We start from the raw sequence: 17867 nt of genomic DNA on the forward strand, positions 1-17867 counted from the left end.
TCCTAAAATATAACACCACTCGTTAAAATCACATTGGCATAAGGTGTTGCTTCACCTGTCCTTATAACCGCTTTGACATCGTTACTCAATACTTTTAATCTTTCATGGCTTACTGTTTCAATTGCTATATTTGTTGCTTTTAACTTATCTAGCAATATTTCATTATCATTTTCAATTTCATGTGCCACAGTCATCGTTTCAATAACCATATGTTGTTGTATTACATTGAAAACATCTAAAAATGAAGGTTGACCTAGTGTAAGTGCAATATCTATTTTTTTAACATATTCTGGAATTGGCAGACCACAATCTGCAATTATAATTTTATCTGTATGACCCAAATCACTTAAAATCTTTGAAACTTCACTATTCAAAACACCTGTTTTATACATCCTTTTAACTCCTTTCTCCTAATCGCCAATATGTAACCCGTTACATAATATGCATTAATTTCTAGTACTTTGTCTTTTTTTTATAATTAATTCAATTTCTTCAAATGGTTTATCATCTATATTTAATAATTTGGAAACAGCTTTTGTACCTAAATGGTACGCTGATTGATCAATTGTTGTTATTTGTGGAAACGTCATTTCTGAAAATGGAATGTTATCGTATCCAACTATTTGAATATCATTAGGTACGTTATAATTTAATTGTTGTACCATTCCTAATACTTTAATTGCCAAAACATCGTTACTACAAATAATCGTATCTATACTACTACCACTTATCATGCGTTCAAACTGAGTTTCATCTTCAATCTGTGTAGCTAAACAACTATGAAAAGATATATGTTCTTGAGTTAGCATGTTTTTAGTTCCTTCATATCTTAGTTTAAATGCTTCGATACTCAAATCCTCATGTATAATGAGTACATGTTTCGCATTACCTTTAATCACTATATTGGCTTGCAATTGTCCACCTTGATAATGATTCGTCGAAACCCCATGTTGTTTCTCACTTAGCCTATCAACATATACAAAAGGGATATGTTGATAGGCTATCAATTCAGTTATTGTATGATGATCAAATGCAGTAGAAATGACACCAATACAATTATGAGAATTAAAAATACTAATATAATCCTTAGCTTTATCTAATGTGTTGTCGCTATTCCCAATCAATACTTGATAACCATGCTTTAATGCAATATCTTCTACGCCACGCGCAATTAACATAAAAAATGGATTGCTAATATCAGGTAATAGTAAGCCTATAATTTTTGATTTCTTCTTAAAAAGCGTTCTTGCTGCTTCGTTCGGCATATAATTCAATTGTTTAATTACTTCTTCTATATGCTTTTTAGTAGATTCTTTTACATAGCCATTGTCATTAATCACCCTAGATACAGTTGCCACAGAAACGCCTGCCATTTTAGCAACTTCTTTAATTGTAGTCATTGTTCAGTCACTCCTGCCTTTATATGTAACCGTTTTCATAATAGCATATTTATTATTCATTGAATAGATATTACATAAAATTTTTATATCCTGCTCTGCTCCCTTTCCTATAAATGTATAAATCTAAAAAGAACAAAATTAAAAGCATAAATTGTAAAATGATACTATGAAATTAATTTGATTTAATGAGAGTATAATGTAAACTTTAATTTTTAATAATATCTAGCTCAATATTGAAAGCGCTTACTAATGATGTTATATTATATACATACCTTCGGCAAAGGGGTAATGAACGTCATATAGAGTTAGAATAAAATGACATTTTTAGTATTCAAGTTAGTTTATTAAGTAGCTAATTACTTCTCCAATTATTAGCTATACAAACCATTAAGCACTACACTTAAACTCCTAAAAGCTTAAAGTGCTAGACTTTTAAGCTATAAAAAAGGACAAATCTTCAATTGAAGATTTGTCCTTTTTTTGTGTGCACTTTGTTATATATAAAGCGTATTTGTATTACTTTTTCTTTCTAATAACGCGCATGACCTTAATCATGCTTAGCCAAAGTGAATGGTGTTTTCTATAAACAAGAAATCGCGGTTCCCAATCCGGTTTGAATTTTTCCTTGTACCTTCTTAGACCTTGAAATCTATAAAGACCATTAAAATGCTCGAACACTCTACCTGCAATACGTTCACCATAAAATGAAAACTGTACTTGTCCTACATTTGATAATGTTGCCATACCCATATTAAATTTGTGGTAACCACATGTTTTTGCCCACAATAAAATTTTTAGATAAAGTCCATCCATTAAAGGTAATTCACTATCTAACTTCCAACGGATTAAATCAACTGAGATGATTTCCTTATCAACAACTGGCATAATTGAAGAAAATGCAATAACCTGTTCATCCTTATCCTTTATCAATGCAATCGGTGCTTGGTTAAGATAAAAAGTGTCAAATTGACCTACAGAAAAATGCATTTCATTTTTATCACCTAACCATTCATCGCTTACATCTTTCAATTCTTTTAAAAGTGAATCAGAAAAAGGCGGTTGTATAACTTCAAATGTCATACCACTCTCTTCAAGTTTATTGAGTGTCGCTCTTAGACCACGTTTCTTTTTCCCAGAAGTTGTAAAATTGTCTAAGTCTATTACCGCTTCTTCACCCAGTTTGAAAAATTGATTTCCAAAATTATGGTATAAAGACATATATTTATCAGTGACTTGATAGAAAATAATATCGTATCCTAAAAATTTGGCTTCTGTATAAAATTCTTCTAATAAATTGTTAAACGAATTAGAATTACCAACTGGATCTCCTAATACAATGTAGGCATTATTTTTATATCTATACATGATAAACGCATCGTGTTGTTTATTTACGAAAAACTTTTTATCACCACTATACATTAAATGACTTAAGAAATGGCCTCCATATTCACTAACAATATCCTGACAAATTTCTAATGCTTCATCCGTTCTTAATACACGATAACGATGTTCAAACCACCATACAATAAAACCAACAACTACTGCTACCAATATGATTGTAATCCAAAAATAGTACCGTAATATAGAAGTATCTACTTCTACATGAAATATATCTAATGTTCTAAAAGTACTCGTAATAATGATATGATTAATTAATAATATCATTGCACCAATTACGATACTAACTAACAATTTGCTTAACCTAAATGGCCTTTTAATAATTGTAGCTCTTCGATAAAATATACCAAGTAATATTATAATGATAATTAACCATCCTAATAATATATACGAGACATACGTATACGCTGTCACACCAAAAATTAAAATGACAGAAGTAATTGAAAATAAAATAGCTCTTTTTGAGCCACAATAAACACCATATGCATTTAATAGTAATAGTAAGCAAGCACACGTATGTATCGCCACTATGACGTAATACAAATTGTGATTTGGTGCATATAGTCCATCATAAATAATTGTTATATTATTTAAGAAAAAGACAAGACTCGTGAATATTAATAGCATAGCAATAGAAAATGAAGGGATTCTACCTAAAACATCCTTTTGATATGATGCTAATAATGACGACATATCTTTCATTGGCACACTGAACTTTGAATCTTCCCAATAACGTTTTGCTGTACCTTTAAATTCAAAAGTAGATAAAATAAGTGCCACAAGAAGTGGAAATAAATAATATGCAAAACGATATAATAAAACTGCTAAAACAATTTTCTCTTCAGGTATATTTAAACCTTTCATACCTAAAATTACCACTAAATCAAATGATCCGAAACCACCTGGAATAAAGCTAATTAATCCTGATAGTGCAGCAATGATAAAGATGCCTATAAATGTCGGAAATGCAATATGAATACCAACAATATAAGCAGCTAGATATAATACCAAGGCTGCTACAAACCATTCCACAGCCGATACAAGTGTACAATATACACCAAGATATTTCGCACTTTGTTGAACAGGTTTTACAATGGTAATTATAATAAAAATAGGTAAAAACAATGCAACACCATATAATAACCATTTAATCCAAGGAAATGGACTAAAGATATGTGAAACATCAAACACATGTAACACAACTAAAATAGACAATAAACTTAATCCCGTTAACATTGAAATTAAAACAATAGATATTGTATGCACTAAAGCCTTCTTATCATTAGTGGTATCTTTATAAAATAAAAATCTTACACTCGCTCCAATAAATCCACCAAAACCAACGACTGAATTAAGCGCATTTACGATATATCCAATACGTACAGTTCTCAAAATGGATATACGTAGTTTTAATGTTTTTGCTAATATCACATCATATAAAGACATGACAACAATTGAAGCCCCTCCACTTAAGAACAATCCCACTAACCATAAACTATTGATTTTACCAAAAGACTTGATTGTTTCCTTTAGATTGATATGAGAAAGCTCACGATACAACGTAAATATTACAAAAATTAATAAAGCAACTGCAAATACTATTTTTAAGGTTGATAGCAGCTTACTTCTTAGTTCTTTCGACATTTTTCCACTTCATTTCTCCTAGTTTCATATATTCATAAAAAATATACCACAATATAAATCTCAAAGAAATATAATTTAACAAACATGAACTAACAATAATGTCATATCAATTATTGATAAAAACTATAGTTGTAAATGTAATTTCATTCGTTTTACTATACTCTTTCTAATTCAAATTATTTTTTCAAGTTAAATTTTTACATAATTTTTATTTCAACATATATGAATAATATACTTTCAAAATTGTTAATAAACCAACTATCACTATTCAAATTCAAATGATCTATCATCACCTTACACAATTAAAATACACAGCAAAAAAAGCGTTAATTTCTAATATAAATTAGTAGAAATTAACGCTTTTATACAACAACTATTTTAAACTTATCTAGTTAACAAACTTAAAACTCTATATTTTCAAATAAAACCAAAGACGTCCGCTTCAAGCACGATTAACGATTGAGTTCTTCATCTTTAATTTCATATTTACCGGCATCATCGCCATAATATTTATTGTATCTACGTTTATATAAGTAAAATAAATGTGATACTAATACTTTTAATATAGCATAAGCTGGTATACCTAAAATCACACCAACGACACCAAGTAAATTACCTGCACTTAATAAAATGAAAATAATTGTCAATGGGTGAATTTTCAATGTTTTACCCATAATATTAGGTGAAATAAAGTGACCTTCAATAAACTGTACAGCAGTCCAGACTACAATTAATTTTAATAACATAATCGGCGAAGTGATTAAAGCAATGATAATTGCTGGCGATATTGCAATTGTCGGACCGATATATGGAACAACACTTGTCACCGCTGCGATACAGGCAAGAATTAAACTATAGTCCAACCCAATAATGCTATAACCGATAAATAATAATATACCAATACAGAATGAAACAATAATTTGACCTTGGATATAAGAACCAACTTGTTCACTCATTTTATCTAATAAATCATGGAAGTCTTTTCTAAATTTTGGAGCCATCAAATTAGTTGAAAATTCTTTGAAGCGATGACCGTCCTTTAACATAAAGAATAAGACAAATGGCGTTGTCGCAATCACTACACCAACATTAACTAAAGCTTCTGCTACATTTTTTACTTTTGTACCAAAACCGTTAAAGTAATCAGAAATCATAGAAGGAATTTTCTTAGATAATGTATCAAGTTGGTCTTGGATTTGACTATACGAATTAGATATCAATGAATACTTGGTTATGCTATCAATTAAACCATTTACTTTATCAACATAATTTGGGAAATTATGTCCAAAACTTTTTATTTGTGTGCCTATTACAGGAATTAATAAGTTAATTGCTAAAGAAATAACCCCTACAATAAGTAAAAAGAGGATAATAACGCCCCAAGCACGTCCAATATTATATCGCTCCATTAAATTAACTAATGGATTTAATAGGTAATATAAAATAATAGAAACTATGATTGGTGCTGCTATTGTATTAAACACAATAATAAATGGCTTAAATATATACGATACTTGATCAAAAATAAATATAGAAAAACCAACCAAAATAAGTACAATGAGTCCAAAAATTAAATCTTTACCACCAAAAAATTTCATAAAGCGTGTCTCAGGAAAACTTAATCTGAGCCTGTCTTTTTTTTGCTTCGTTGTTTCTTGCTTAGTGTTTGTTTCTTGATTCATTTACTTCACCATACCTTAATTTAATTCTTAAAGCAGTCTTAATAGCAATGTTTATGTAGAATGAGCAACTTCAGATAATAATATAAAACATTACATATTTGCTTTAGCTCATATTATACTTTATAAACTGTATAATAATTTAATTAAGACCTTTTCATACGAAGTAATAACATACATTTATCAGTCAATCTCATAAATGCTTGGTTATTAAATTCATAATAACATATAAGCATTGCTCTAAACATATATTTCACTACATTATGTTTATTAAGTATAAATTTTAAAATTTATACACTAACCATATATTCAGATGTAACGATAAATTGTTGTGTTTGAAATTGCCATTTTTTCATTTGTCTTAATTGGTGTGCCATTATCATAAAGCGTTTTGAGTAGACTCAAATCTTACTTATTCAATTCTTCAAATCCCCTATCATACTGTATCATGAACTACCATTCAATCAGCTGAAGAATGCTCTAAAATTATATTAAGTTCAAATTCTGCAAACGTTGTGAATAAATGTAATACTAATTGTCCTGTAGCACATAATTTATCTATAATTATATTTTCTTATAATCCTATGTAACATCACAAATCGTTCGTTAACTCATGTGATTAACTCCTCCTTGCTTCGTACCAGGCTACTTGATTTTCAAACAACAATGGTCTCTTCTGATTCTCAAATTTTATTGTTTATTAATACCAAGATTTTCACTTTTTGAACTACTGATGGACAATTTCGACTGGTAAAGTTATAAGCACTATTTGGTTTGTCTATTATTGACACTTTTAAATATATAGATTAAACTAGTTTCATAGTCTAATAGTTAGACAATGAAACTATTTTATAAAAGGAGTTCTCAAATGGATATAAAAACTTTAGAACAATACATTGATAAGTATAGTCAAATTTCACAATCAATGATGAATAGCATGTACGTTATTCAAAAAGATGCCTTTGCCAATAGTCCTATTACATCAGATCAATTCAATTTAATGAACGCAATAAATTCAAGAGAAGATTGTACTTCTAGTTTATTGGCAAAAGAGTTTAATGTTAAAAAAAGTTCTATCACAGCTATTGTCAGTAGATTAGTAGATAAAGGATATATTGAGCGAATATATAATAAAAAAGATCGTAGAGTTGTTTTTATTAAATTAACAAAATATGGTCATGAACTGTTAAATACTAAGAGAAATGAATTAATAAATACATTAATGCCCATTGGACACGGCTTCGATGGTAAAGATTGGGATAAAGTTATCGAAAGTTTAACAACAATAGCAAAACAACTTAAAATTATCGAAAAGGAAATATTAGAAAATGAGAAATAAATTCAAAATATACAGTAGTATCATGGGTTTGCTTTTTATTTTGTTAAATTGGTCACAGGCATTTTTTATCAATTATCTTATACCACTAGGTGTCATATCAATTATTGCACTCATAATTAATATGGTAATCACAAAACAGCTTACTCATAGAAAAATATTTGCTGTAATTATGTTATTGTCAACATTTTTCATTTTAATTGAAATTACTTGCATGTTATTTAATAAAATAGCCCTATTTTTAGCCGCTCAAGTCACACTATCTATTACAGGATTTATCTTATTAAGTATTGGTTTAGGAATTAGAAGGAAATTCAAGCATGCTATATTGACTATATTAGTTACAGGGCTAAAACTGATTACACTATTAGTTTTAACATTCATTACAATACTATTAATCATCTGTATAATTTCACCTAAACCAGTTACTTTATTTTTACAAAATTCTACAGGTGCTAAAAACAGCTATAATGCTCCTCCATCTAAAACTATGATAATCGATAAAAAATACCAATTAACTACAAATATTAAATATGGTGATAAATATCCAAGAAGTTATTTAAATATCATTACACCAACTGGACATTTTGATAAAAATCGACCAACGTATTTTTATGTTCATGGGGGAGGCTTTATCCAAGGCGACTCTATGGGTGGTGATCCTAACGCAAGCACATCTCAAAATACAACTTTAAAGCAATATGAAAAAATGATAGACCATGGGTATAATGTAGTAACAATAAACTATGCATTGGCACCTCAATATGTACATCCGACCCCAGTTAATCAATTATCAGAAGCTGTAAATTTCATGAAAAAAAATGATGAGAAGTATAAAATAAACATGGATTCAGTAGTTTTTGCAGGTGGGAGCTCAGGTGGATTTATAGCTGCCGATTTTACAACAATTCAAACAAATCCACAGTATTCCAAAGAATCAGGTATTAAGCCTGTCATTAAATCTAAAAACATAAAAGCTTTAGTTTTAGAGTCCCCAGCACTTGATGCATCACGTGGTCACAAGACAAAAAAAGAAAATTTAATAACAGATTATATCTTTGGTCAAAGTATGGCTGCTTATTTCGATATGCCTGTTGTAAGTGGAAATGAAAATAAAATCAATAAAATAAATTTGATAAAAAAAGTTACTAGTGAATCTCCACCTACTTATATTAGTGACGGGAACACAGGTACATTCGCAGATCAAGCTAGAGATTATTATCATATATTAAAAGAACACAATGTTAAATCAGAATTGTATATACCAGATATAAAGAAAAGTGAACAAGGTCATGGATTCATGTTCCATAATATGGGTTCAAAAGCTTCTCATATTTATTTGGAAAAGAAATTTGAGTTCTTAAAAAGTTTAAATTAATATTTCTAAAGTTATACGAATTACTATATTTTACTCATTATTTTAGATTTAAGAAAAGAAGTCGTCATTTTATATGTAAAACCAACAAAAGTAATAATATTTAAAATCCTAATTAATGATTATTTATAAAACCAATTTATACTCATAATTCTTTATATGTCACAATAGTACTTTTTTTAGTACTATCTCTATTTTTATTGCCTACTTTTAAAATTGTAGTGAAATTTATATAATTAGTGATTAAGAAATAGTTTTCAACTGAATATTAGAATTATAAAGAAAGGAAGTTATATATGGATGAAAGAATATTGGTTATTGGTGCCTCGGGAAGAGTCGGTTCAAAAGTAGTTAAATATTTGGACAAAAATAATGAAGGAATCATAATTCGTCTTGCAACAAGTCGCCTAGAAACAGCTGAAAGATGGAGTAATGAAGGTAGAGAGGCCGTTATACTCGATCTTAATAAATCAGAAACATTTCCAAAAGCATTAGAAAATGTTGATCGTGTATTTTTATTAACAGGCTATACTTCTGATATGTTACATCAAAGTAAAAGATTAGTAGACGCCGCAGTGGAAGCAGGAGTAAACCATATCGTTCATTTAGGTGTGTTTACTTCTCGTCGTGATATGATACCGCATTTTAATTGGCATGACCTTGTAGAAACTTATATAGAAGCAAGTGGTATTAATTGGACACATATTCACCCAAATGTCATTGCTGATACTACTTTAATTATAGACCCTCCATTAACAGAAACAAAATCATTTACAGTCAATTGGGGTAATGCCTCACAGGGTTGGGTATTTGCAGATGATATAGGTGCTGTAAGTGCTAAAGTTTTAAAAGAAGGTCCTGATAAACATGGGAGTGCTAATTATTGGTTGAGTACTGAAGTACTTACAAGCTTAGAAGTTGCAGATATTTTATCTGAAGTATCTGGCCAAAATATAGAAGTCAATATAGGCAGTCCAGAAACTTTAGAAGCCTATATTTCTCAAATTGAATCACCTTCAATTCGGGCTTATATGGAAAGTGCTGTTATTACTATGAAATTAGGTTCAGAAAACAAAATATGGAACCAAAATATAGTTCATGACGATGTAAAAACAGTAGTTGGACGTCCAGGTATTACTATGAAAGAATGGGCAAAAGATTATTTTAAATAGCAATTAGTACTAACTAAAGAACAACAAGGATTAACAATTAAAAAAGCTGTTAATCCTATTTTTAATTTTAGCTAGTATATGATGGAATAGATAATCGAGATGTATTGAACAATACAGAAAGCACGCTGTTTTATATTGGAGGAATTTTATGGTTAAAATTTGTAATTATGGTTTTGACAGAAGACTTATAGAAGAAGGACGAGATATCTATGGTATTGCCTATACTCAAAACATTTTGTCAGGTCGTTATAAAAATTTAATTATATGGTATTTGAAAGAAAAAGATAGACGTTATAATCAAATCAAAAAATTTTTGGAAAGTATTTCTCAAGGGTCATTAACTAAGTAACTTAGAGAGTTAGAAGCGGATAACATTATAAGTAGAACTGTTTATCCAGAGGTTCCTCCAAAAGTTATATATGCTTTAACAGATAAAGGAAAAGACTTAGTTCCTATCATAGATATGATGGAAAATTACGGAAAAAAATATGGAGAGCAGTTAAACAAAGATGATTAAATGAAAAGCAACGTACACCTTTATCACAGTACGTTGCTTTTTCTCATTTATTGATTAAATTCATTTTCATATATCAAGTAAAGTGACTCCCTTCAAAGATTTCACTTTTTAAGTGCCTACTTTAAAGGAAGCATATAATATAATGCAACAATTGTTATTAAAAAATAGCAACCGTCACTTATTTCTTATTTGCCATAAAGTGATATACATGTAATGTAAGATAAGTAATTTCCGCCTCATATATTTCAACTTTCAATTCTTGTTGTAACATCTTCATAATCTTTAAAGCGATATTATAGCATAATGGGTATTGCGCTTTTAAAAGTGCTTCAAAGGCTTCATTAGGTTGAAGGTTCTCTCCATGACTCAACCTTTTAATTAAAAATTGAATATGTCTAATAAAACGTTGATAATGTACAGATTCTTTATCTATATTATTTTTTAAATCATGTTCTAATATAAAAATACATTTATTTATAAGGCGATTAATAAATTTCATCTCGTCTATCGATACAGTTTCGGTATTTGATGCAATGTGAAGTGCAATAAATCCAATTTCATCTTCAGGAAAGTTCGCATCCAATACATGATTAAGTTTGTGAATAACTTTTTCCGCAATGATATAAGCTCTATTATACAATTGCTTTGTTTCTACAACGAATGGATTATTGATAATTTGACCTTGTTTCAGACGTTTATATGCAAATATAATATGATCTGTAACCGAAACTACAAGTTGCTGATTATCGATTTTTAATTCAGAATTGGTAATGATATTAACCGCATCAATAACCGCTTGGATAAGTTGGTCATCGGCATATGCAATGATTGATTTATAATATTCTTGTTGAGATTTTTGATCCAAAATATATACTTTTTCAATCGTTTGATTTTTTTGCAATGTCATACCTGCTTTTTTATTAAAACCAATCCCTTTAGCAATCAGAACATATTCATGCGTATCTTTTGTGCAAATGATGACATTATTATTTAAAACTTTCGTAACTAAGTAATCATTCATTTTTTTCATCCTTATTTATATGTCAATAAAATTATATATTGAAAACAAAAAAATGGGAAGTAATAGATCGAAAAATTACATATTAAAAAAGCTATGTAACAATTATAATGAATTGCACGTAGCTTTTTATAAATACTTATTTTTTCATGCCCCAACTTTCAATACCGAATAAATTTATTTCTAATTGTTCTGGCCTGAAAACTGGTTTTCTACCTGCTTTGCGTTGTTTTTGATAGTCATTCATTACTGCAAACGCAATATTTGAAAGACCAATGATAGCTACTAAGTTTACAATTGCCATTAAGCCCATAAATAGATCAGCGGTACTCCAAACAACATCCGTCTTAGCGACAGCACCAACAAATACTAATACCACAACTAGACATCTGAAAATAAATAAAATAACCTTGTTTTTAGATAAAAATTCAATGTTGGATTGGCCATAGTAATAATTACCTACAACAGATGAAAATGCAAAAAGCCCAATAGCGACCGTAAGGAAAATACCACCAATACTGCCAATATGCTCATTTAATGCTGCTTGTGTAACTGCAACACCCTGTGGTGCATTTTCGCCAAATTTTAAACCTGAATATAGCAAAATCATAATTGCTGTCGAAGTACAAACGAGCATTGTATCAAAGAACACTCCTAGAGACTGAATAAGTCCTTGCTTTACAGGATGAGGCGCAGCAGCTGTGGCAGCAGCATTAGGTGCAGAACCCATACCTGCTTCATTTGAGAACAGTCCACGTTTTACACCTTGTAGAATAGTTGCACCAATTGTTCCACCAGTGACTTGCTCAAGACCAAATGCACTTTTAATGATCGTTGTAATCATCGGTATAATTTGATCAAAATTCATAATTAAAATTATTACAACAGTTAAAATATATAAAATTGCCATAATTGGTACGATTACAGATGACATTGTTGCAATACTACGTACACCACCAAAAATAATAATTGCTGTTAAAATTGCTAATACAATCCCTGTAATTACAGGACTTACATTGTATTGTGTTTTTAAAGATTCTGCGATTGTATTAGACTGCACAGTATTAAATACAAATGCAAATGTTACCGTTATTAATATCGCAAAAAGAATACCTAGCCATTTTTGGTTTAGACCTTTAGTTATGTAATAAGCTGGACCGCCACGATATCCACCTTCTTTATCTGGCACCTTATATACTTGTGCAAGTGTTGCTTCTATAAATGCACTTGCTGCACCGATGAATGCGATAATCCACATCCAAAATACTGCACCTGGTCCACCAAGAACGATAGCTGTGGCTACACCTGCGATATTTCCTGTACCAACACGTGATGCTGCACTAATGGCAAATGCTTGGAATGGTGCGATACCCTTCTTACCATTGTCTAATGTTTCTGGTTTTTCACCAATTGCTCGAAACATTTCTGGTATCCAACGTAATTGAACAAATTTGGACCCAATCGTAAAGAAAATACCGGCTGTTATGAGTAGTCCAATTAAATATTGAGACCATATCAAATCATTACCAACTTGTACGAAATCTTTGAACCAATCTGGTATTAAACCATCAAAATCTCTCACTTTCATCCCTCAAATCTAATAAGTTAAATTTCATAATAAAATCAAGAGACCCATAGTATTATCGCAATAACTTACTCAATAACTAAAATATTGAGCGAGCATTTACGAAGTTAAAGATCATAAACTATAAACGCATTGTTATATTTATAATCTTCAACTAACTACAAATCCCTTGAGTTCAATTATATTGTACATATTATTATTTTATCAATATATAGACAATTTTACTAATAAATTTTAAAAATTTAATCTAAATCTAGTGCGATAACCTCACCAAATTCATTAATATCTACGATAAAGCTTCCGTTAGTATACTGTTCTGAAAGATGTATATCTTTAATACTTCCTAACTCTTGTTGGCTTTCTGAATAAATCGTATATTGTGTTTGGTTTGGTTGTACAATTTGAGCATCCACAATTCGATGTGGTGTCTTTTTAAGCTCTTTCAACAATGTAATACCACGTTGTGCACGCTTCGCTTCTTGTAATATCTTGAAGCTAATTCGTTTCAATGAACCACGTTGTGTTGCCATTAAAATTGTATTTTCCTCAGAAATCGTTTGCGTCAATACTACAAAGTCTTCAGGTTTCAAATTGATAGATTTTACACCTGCAGCTCTTAAGCCAGTATCTGATAATTCCTCACTATTATAAGTTAATGACATACCTTTATTAGTGATAACCGTTAATAACTGATCTTTCGTTATACGCATTACGTCAATAATTTGATCGTTATCTCTTAATTTCATTGATACGAGTGGCTTGTTATAACGTGATGTTTTAAACATCGATACATTACTTTTCTTAACCATACCATGCTTGGTAGCTAATATATAATAAGCATCCGGTTTAAAATCACTCTCACCAAAGGCATCGATGATGTATTCACCTTCGTCAATTGGTACAATTTGCGACACATGTTGACCTAAATCTTTCCACTTAATGTCAGATAATTTATGAACTGGAATAAACAAATAGCGTCCTTTATTAGTGAAAGCTAACACGGTATCTAACGTATTCATCTCTTGTTGTTTCAAGAGCGCATCGCCATCTTTGACGCCAATCTCATCTACGCCACTTGCATTAAAACTACGTAGCGAAGTACGTTTAATATAACCATGTTTCGTAATACTCATCACTACTGTTTCACTTGGAATCATTACTTCTTTGTCTATTTTAATTTCTGTAATTTCCGCTTCAATTTTAGAAAGTCGTTCTTGCTTAAATCGTTTACGAATATCTGTAAGTTCTTCTTTAATCACATTCAATAATGCATCATGATTATCTAAAATATTAGTCAATTTATTAATCAGTGCCTTTAACTCATCATGTTCTTCTTGCAATTGCACAATATCTGTATTTGTTAATCTATATAATTGCAGTGTAACAATAGCTTCTGCTTGAGCTTCAGTAAATGCATATTTTTCAACAAGATTTTCTTTAGCATCTTTTTTATTCTTAGAATTACGAATTAATTGAATAACCTCATCCAATATTGACAGTGCTTTCATTAAACCTTCAACAATATGCATACGACTCTCAGCATGATTTAATTCAAAACGTGTTCGCTTGGTAACAACATCGATTTGATGGTTTAAATAGCTATCAATAATTTCACGGATTCCCATCAATTTAGGTCTACCTTCACTAATTGCTACCATATTAAAATTATAAGCAACTTGTAAATCTGTATTTTTATATAGGTAGTTAGCTACAGCTTCACTATTTACATCTTTTTTTAATTCAATAGCAATACGCAATCCTGTTCTATCGGTTTCATCTCGAACTTCAACAATACCATCAACTTTTTTATCTGCGCGCAGTTCGTCCATCTTTTTCACTAATGCACTTTTATTTACTTCATATGGCACTTCAGTAACAATAAGTTCCTTTCGACCGTTTCTAAGTTCTTCAACATCAACTTTAGAACGCACGATAATTTTACCTTTACCTGATTCATATGCTTTTTTAATTCCATCAACACCCTGAATGATGCCACCTGTTGGAAAGTCCGGTCCTTTTATATATTTCATAAGTTGACTCACAGTGATATCAGGATTATCAATATATTTTAATGTTGCTTGAATCACTTCACCTAAATTGTGTGGTGGAATGTCCGTTGCATATCCAGAAGAAATTCCTGTACTACCATTAATTAATAAGTTTGGCAACCTAGCCGGTAATACCATTGGTTCTGTTGTTGTATCATCATAGTTTGGCATAAATGGTACGGTTTCTTTATTAATATCTCTGAGTAACTCTTCAGAAATACGACTTAACTTTGCTTCTGTATAACGCATTGCTGCTGCAGGATCGTTGTCTATACTACCATTATTACCTTGCATTTCAATCAATACATGACGCAGTTTCCAATCTTGACTCAAACGTACCATCGCATCATAAACAGATGTATCACCGTGTGGGTGAAACTGTCCAATTACATCACCGACTGTTTTAGCACTCTTACGGAAATTTTTATCATAAGTATTTCCACTAGAATACATTGCATATAATATACGTCTTTGAACAGGTTTAAGTCCATCTCGAACGTCTGGCAAAGCACGCTCTTGAATGATGTATTTACTGTATCTACCGAAGCGATCCCCAATAACATCTTCAAGTGATAAATCTTGGATTATTTCACTCAATTTACTTCCTCCTCATTAGGATTTTCCTGTTCTAGAATTTGGATTTCATTATTATCTAATATACTTTGATCTTCTTGTAATCCAAACTCAACATGTTTTTCTATCCATTCTCGACGTGGTGCTACTTTGTCACCCATTAATGTTGTGACACGTTTTGATGAACGTAATTCATCTTCAACTTGTACTCTAATTAATGTTCGCGTTTCTGGATTCATTGTTGTTTCCCAAAGTTGATCAGCATTCATTTCACCAAGACCTTTATATCGTTGCAACATAAAACCTTTTCCAAGTTTCTTTTGTAACTTTTCAAGTTCTTCGTCTGTCCACGCATATTCTACTTTCTTAGATGCGCCTTTACCTTTTTCTAATTTATATAATGGTGGTAATGCGATAAATACTTTACCAGCTTCTACTAATGGCTTCATATATTTGAAGAAGAATGTCAATAATAAGACTTGAATATGTGCGCCATCGGTATCAGCATCAGTCATGATAATGACACGATTATAGTTACTGTCTTCTATTTTAAATTCAGTACCAACACCTGCACCGATTGTATGGATGATTGTGTTGATTTCCTCATTTTTAAAGATGTCTTCTAATCTTGCCTTCTCAGTATTGATTACTTTCCCTCTCAGAGGTAAAATTGCTTGATACTTTCGGTCTCTACCTAATTTAGCTGAACCTCCAGCAGAATCACCCTCAACAAGATACAGTTCTTTTTTCTCTGTATTTTTGCTTTGCGCAGGTGTTAATTTACCTGATAACAATGTGTCTTTACGCTTATTTTTCTTACCTGAACGCGCATCTTCTCTCGCTTTACGTGCAGCTTCACGCGCTTGTTGCGCTTTAACTGCTTTTTTAACTAAAGCTTTTGAAAGTTGGCCTTTTTCTTCTAAATAATAAGGTAGTTTTTCTGCAACAACTGAATCTACAGCACTTCTCGCTTCATTTGTACCTAATTTAGACTTAGTTTGTCCTTCAAATTGTAATAATTCTTCTGGAATACGAATTGAAATAATCGCTGTTAAGCCTTCTCTGATATCATTTCCATCTAAATTTTTATCTTTAGCTTTTAATTCATTGATTCTACGTGCATATTCATTAAAAACGCGTGTCATAGCAGTTTTGAATCCTACTTCATGTGTTCCGCCATCTTTTGTACGCACATTGTTTACAAAGCTCAAGATACTTTCTGAATATTGATCATTATATTGAAACGCAACTTCAACTTCAATATTGTTAGCAACACCACTAAATAGCGTAACATCATGTAAGATTTCTTTTCCTTCGTTGACATAGGCAACAAATTCTTTAATACCTTCTTCGTAATGATAGAAATCTTCACGTTCTTTACCCACACGCATATCTTTGAGATGTATTCTTAAATTTTTCAACAAGAATGCAGATTCTTGTAAACGTTCACTCAACACATCGTAATTAAATGAAGTAGATGCTTTGAAAATTTCTGGATCTGGTTTAAACGTTACCTTCGTACCCGTTTTTTTTGTTTTCCCTTTTTTGACTAATCCAGATGCTGGTATGCCACCATTTTTAAAACTTTGTTGGTAAATCATGCCATCTCTATGAATTTCAACCTCTAACCATTCACTTAATGCATTTACAACAGATGCACCTACACCATGCAAACCACCTGAAGTTTTATATCCGCCTTGTCCAAATTTACCGCCTGCATGAAGTACCGTGAAAATAACTTCAACTGTCGGTTTGCCTGATGCATGAATCCCAGTAGGCATTCCTCTACCGTCATCTTCAATTGTAATACTTTCGTCTTTGTTTATCGTAACAGCGATTTCATTACCAAAACCGTTTAATACTTCATCGACGGAATTATCGACAACTTCATACACCAAATGATGTAAACCACGTTTATCGGTAGAACCAATATACATCCCAGGTCTTTTTCTAACGGCCTCTAATCCCTCAAGCACCTGAATGGAATCATCCGAGTAATTATTTTGTTTGTTCATTGCCAATCGTTTCGCCCTCCTACAAACGTACGTTCGTTATTAAAACTATACAATAGTTATTTTTATATAAATCTTGATAAAATGCAAGCACCAAATAAATTTTTAAA

General features: G+C 30.8%; 11 protein-coding genes and 2 pseudogenes. 4 read left to right on the top strand and 9 right to left on the bottom strand.

The window, feature by feature from the left end; all coding sequences use genetic code 11:
• Positions 1-2: 2 nt before the first annotated feature.
• The 5 genes and pseudogenes from rbsD to MHZ36_RS14430 form a co-directional block, all read right to left on the bottom strand.
• A complete protein-coding gene (gene rbsD, locus MHZ36_RS09500; RefSeq protein WP_239231253.1) occupies positions 3-392 on the bottom strand; it encodes a D-ribose pyranase in 390 nt (129 codons plus the stop codon).
• A 54-nt stretch (positions 393-446) separates the two neighbouring features.
• Complete coding sequence (locus MHZ36_RS09505) at positions 447-1400, bottom strand: LacI family DNA-binding transcriptional regulator (RefSeq protein WP_239231254.1); 954 nt, start codon at positions 1398-1400, stop codon at positions 447-449.
• Between the two features lie 516 nt (positions 1401-1916).
• On the bottom strand, positions 1917-4442 hold the full coding sequence (mprF, locus tag MHZ36_RS09510; protein ID WP_239231255.1) for a bifunctional lysylphosphatidylglycerol flippase/synthetase MprF: 2526 nt from the start codon (positions 4440-4442) through the stop codon (positions 1917-1919).
• Positions 4443-4894: 452 nt separating this feature from the next.
• Positions 4895-6124: an AI-2E family transporter gene (locus tag MHZ36_RS09515; protein ID WP_239231256.1), complete on the bottom strand. Its 1230-nt coding sequence runs from the start codon at positions 6122-6124 to the stop codon at positions 4895-4897.
• 306 nt (positions 6125-6430) lie between these two features.
• Positions 6431-6695: pseudogene (locus MHZ36_RS14430) on the bottom strand (recombinase family protein); the annotation flags it as partial.
• Between the two features lie 294 nt (positions 6696-6989).
• On the opposite strand from MHZ36_RS14430, the gene MHZ36_RS09520 reads away from it, so the two are divergent.
• The 4 genes and pseudogenes from MHZ36_RS09520 (at position 6990) to MHZ36_RS09535 (ending at position 10521) form a co-directional block, all read left to right on the top strand.
• A complete protein-coding gene (locus MHZ36_RS09520) occupies positions 6990-7460 on the top strand; it encodes a MarR family winged helix-turn-helix transcriptional regulator (RefSeq protein WP_107591404.1) in 471 nt (156 codons plus the stop codon).
• Positions 7450-8835, top strand: coding sequence for an alpha/beta hydrolase (locus MHZ36_RS09525; RefSeq protein WP_239231257.1), 1386 nt, complete (start codon positions 7450-7452; stop codon positions 8833-8835). Before MHZ36_RS09520 ends, MHZ36_RS09525 begins: the two co-directional genes overlap by 11 nt.
• A 293-nt stretch (positions 8836-9128) precedes the next feature.
• The gene (locus MHZ36_RS09530) at positions 9129-10004 is read left to right on the top strand and encodes an NmrA family NAD(P)-binding protein (RefSeq protein ID WP_239231258.1); all 876 of its coding nucleotides are present in this window, start codon (positions 9129-9131) and stop codon (positions 10002-10004) included.
• Between the two features lie 148 nt (positions 10005-10152).
• Positions 10153-10521 (top strand): annotated as a pseudogene (locus tag MHZ36_RS09535) (winged helix-turn-helix transcriptional regulator).
• A gap of 178 nt (positions 10522-10699) precedes the next feature.
• On the opposite strand, the gene glcT reads toward MHZ36_RS09535, so the two are convergent.
• The 4 genes from glcT to parE all read right to left on the bottom strand — a co-directional run bounded on the left by glcT (position 10700) and on the right by parE (position 17760).
• Positions 10700-11542, bottom strand: a complete 843-nt coding sequence (gene glcT / locus MHZ36_RS09540) for a glucose PTS transporter transcription antiterminator GlcT (RefSeq protein WP_239231259.1) — start codon at positions 11540-11542, stop codon at positions 10700-10702.
• 136 nt (positions 11543-11678) lie between these two features.
• The gene (alsT, locus tag MHZ36_RS09545) at positions 11679-13121 is read right to left on the bottom strand and encodes a glutamine transporter AlsT (protein ID WP_239231260.1); all 1443 of its coding nucleotides are present in this window, start codon (positions 13119-13121) and stop codon (positions 11679-11681) included.
• A 245-nt stretch (positions 13122-13366) separates the two neighbouring features.
• A complete protein-coding gene (parC, locus tag MHZ36_RS09550; RefSeq protein WP_239231261.1) occupies positions 13367-15769 on the bottom strand; it encodes a DNA topoisomerase IV subunit A in 2403 nt (800 codons plus the stop codon).
• Positions 15766-17760 carry a DNA topoisomerase IV subunit B gene (gene parE / locus MHZ36_RS09555; RefSeq protein ID WP_239231350.1) on the bottom strand — a complete coding sequence of 665 codons (1995 nt, stop codon included), beginning with the start codon at positions 17758-17760 and terminating at the stop codon, positions 15766-15768. Before parE ends, parC begins: the two co-directional genes overlap by 4 nt.
• Positions 17761-17867: the final 107 nt, after the last annotated feature.

Origin of the sequence: Staphylococcus sp. ACRSN (genome assembly GCF_022346615.1) — a bacterium.
Taxonomy (GTDB): Bacteria; Bacillota; Bacilli; order Staphylococcales; family Staphylococcaceae; genus Staphylococcus.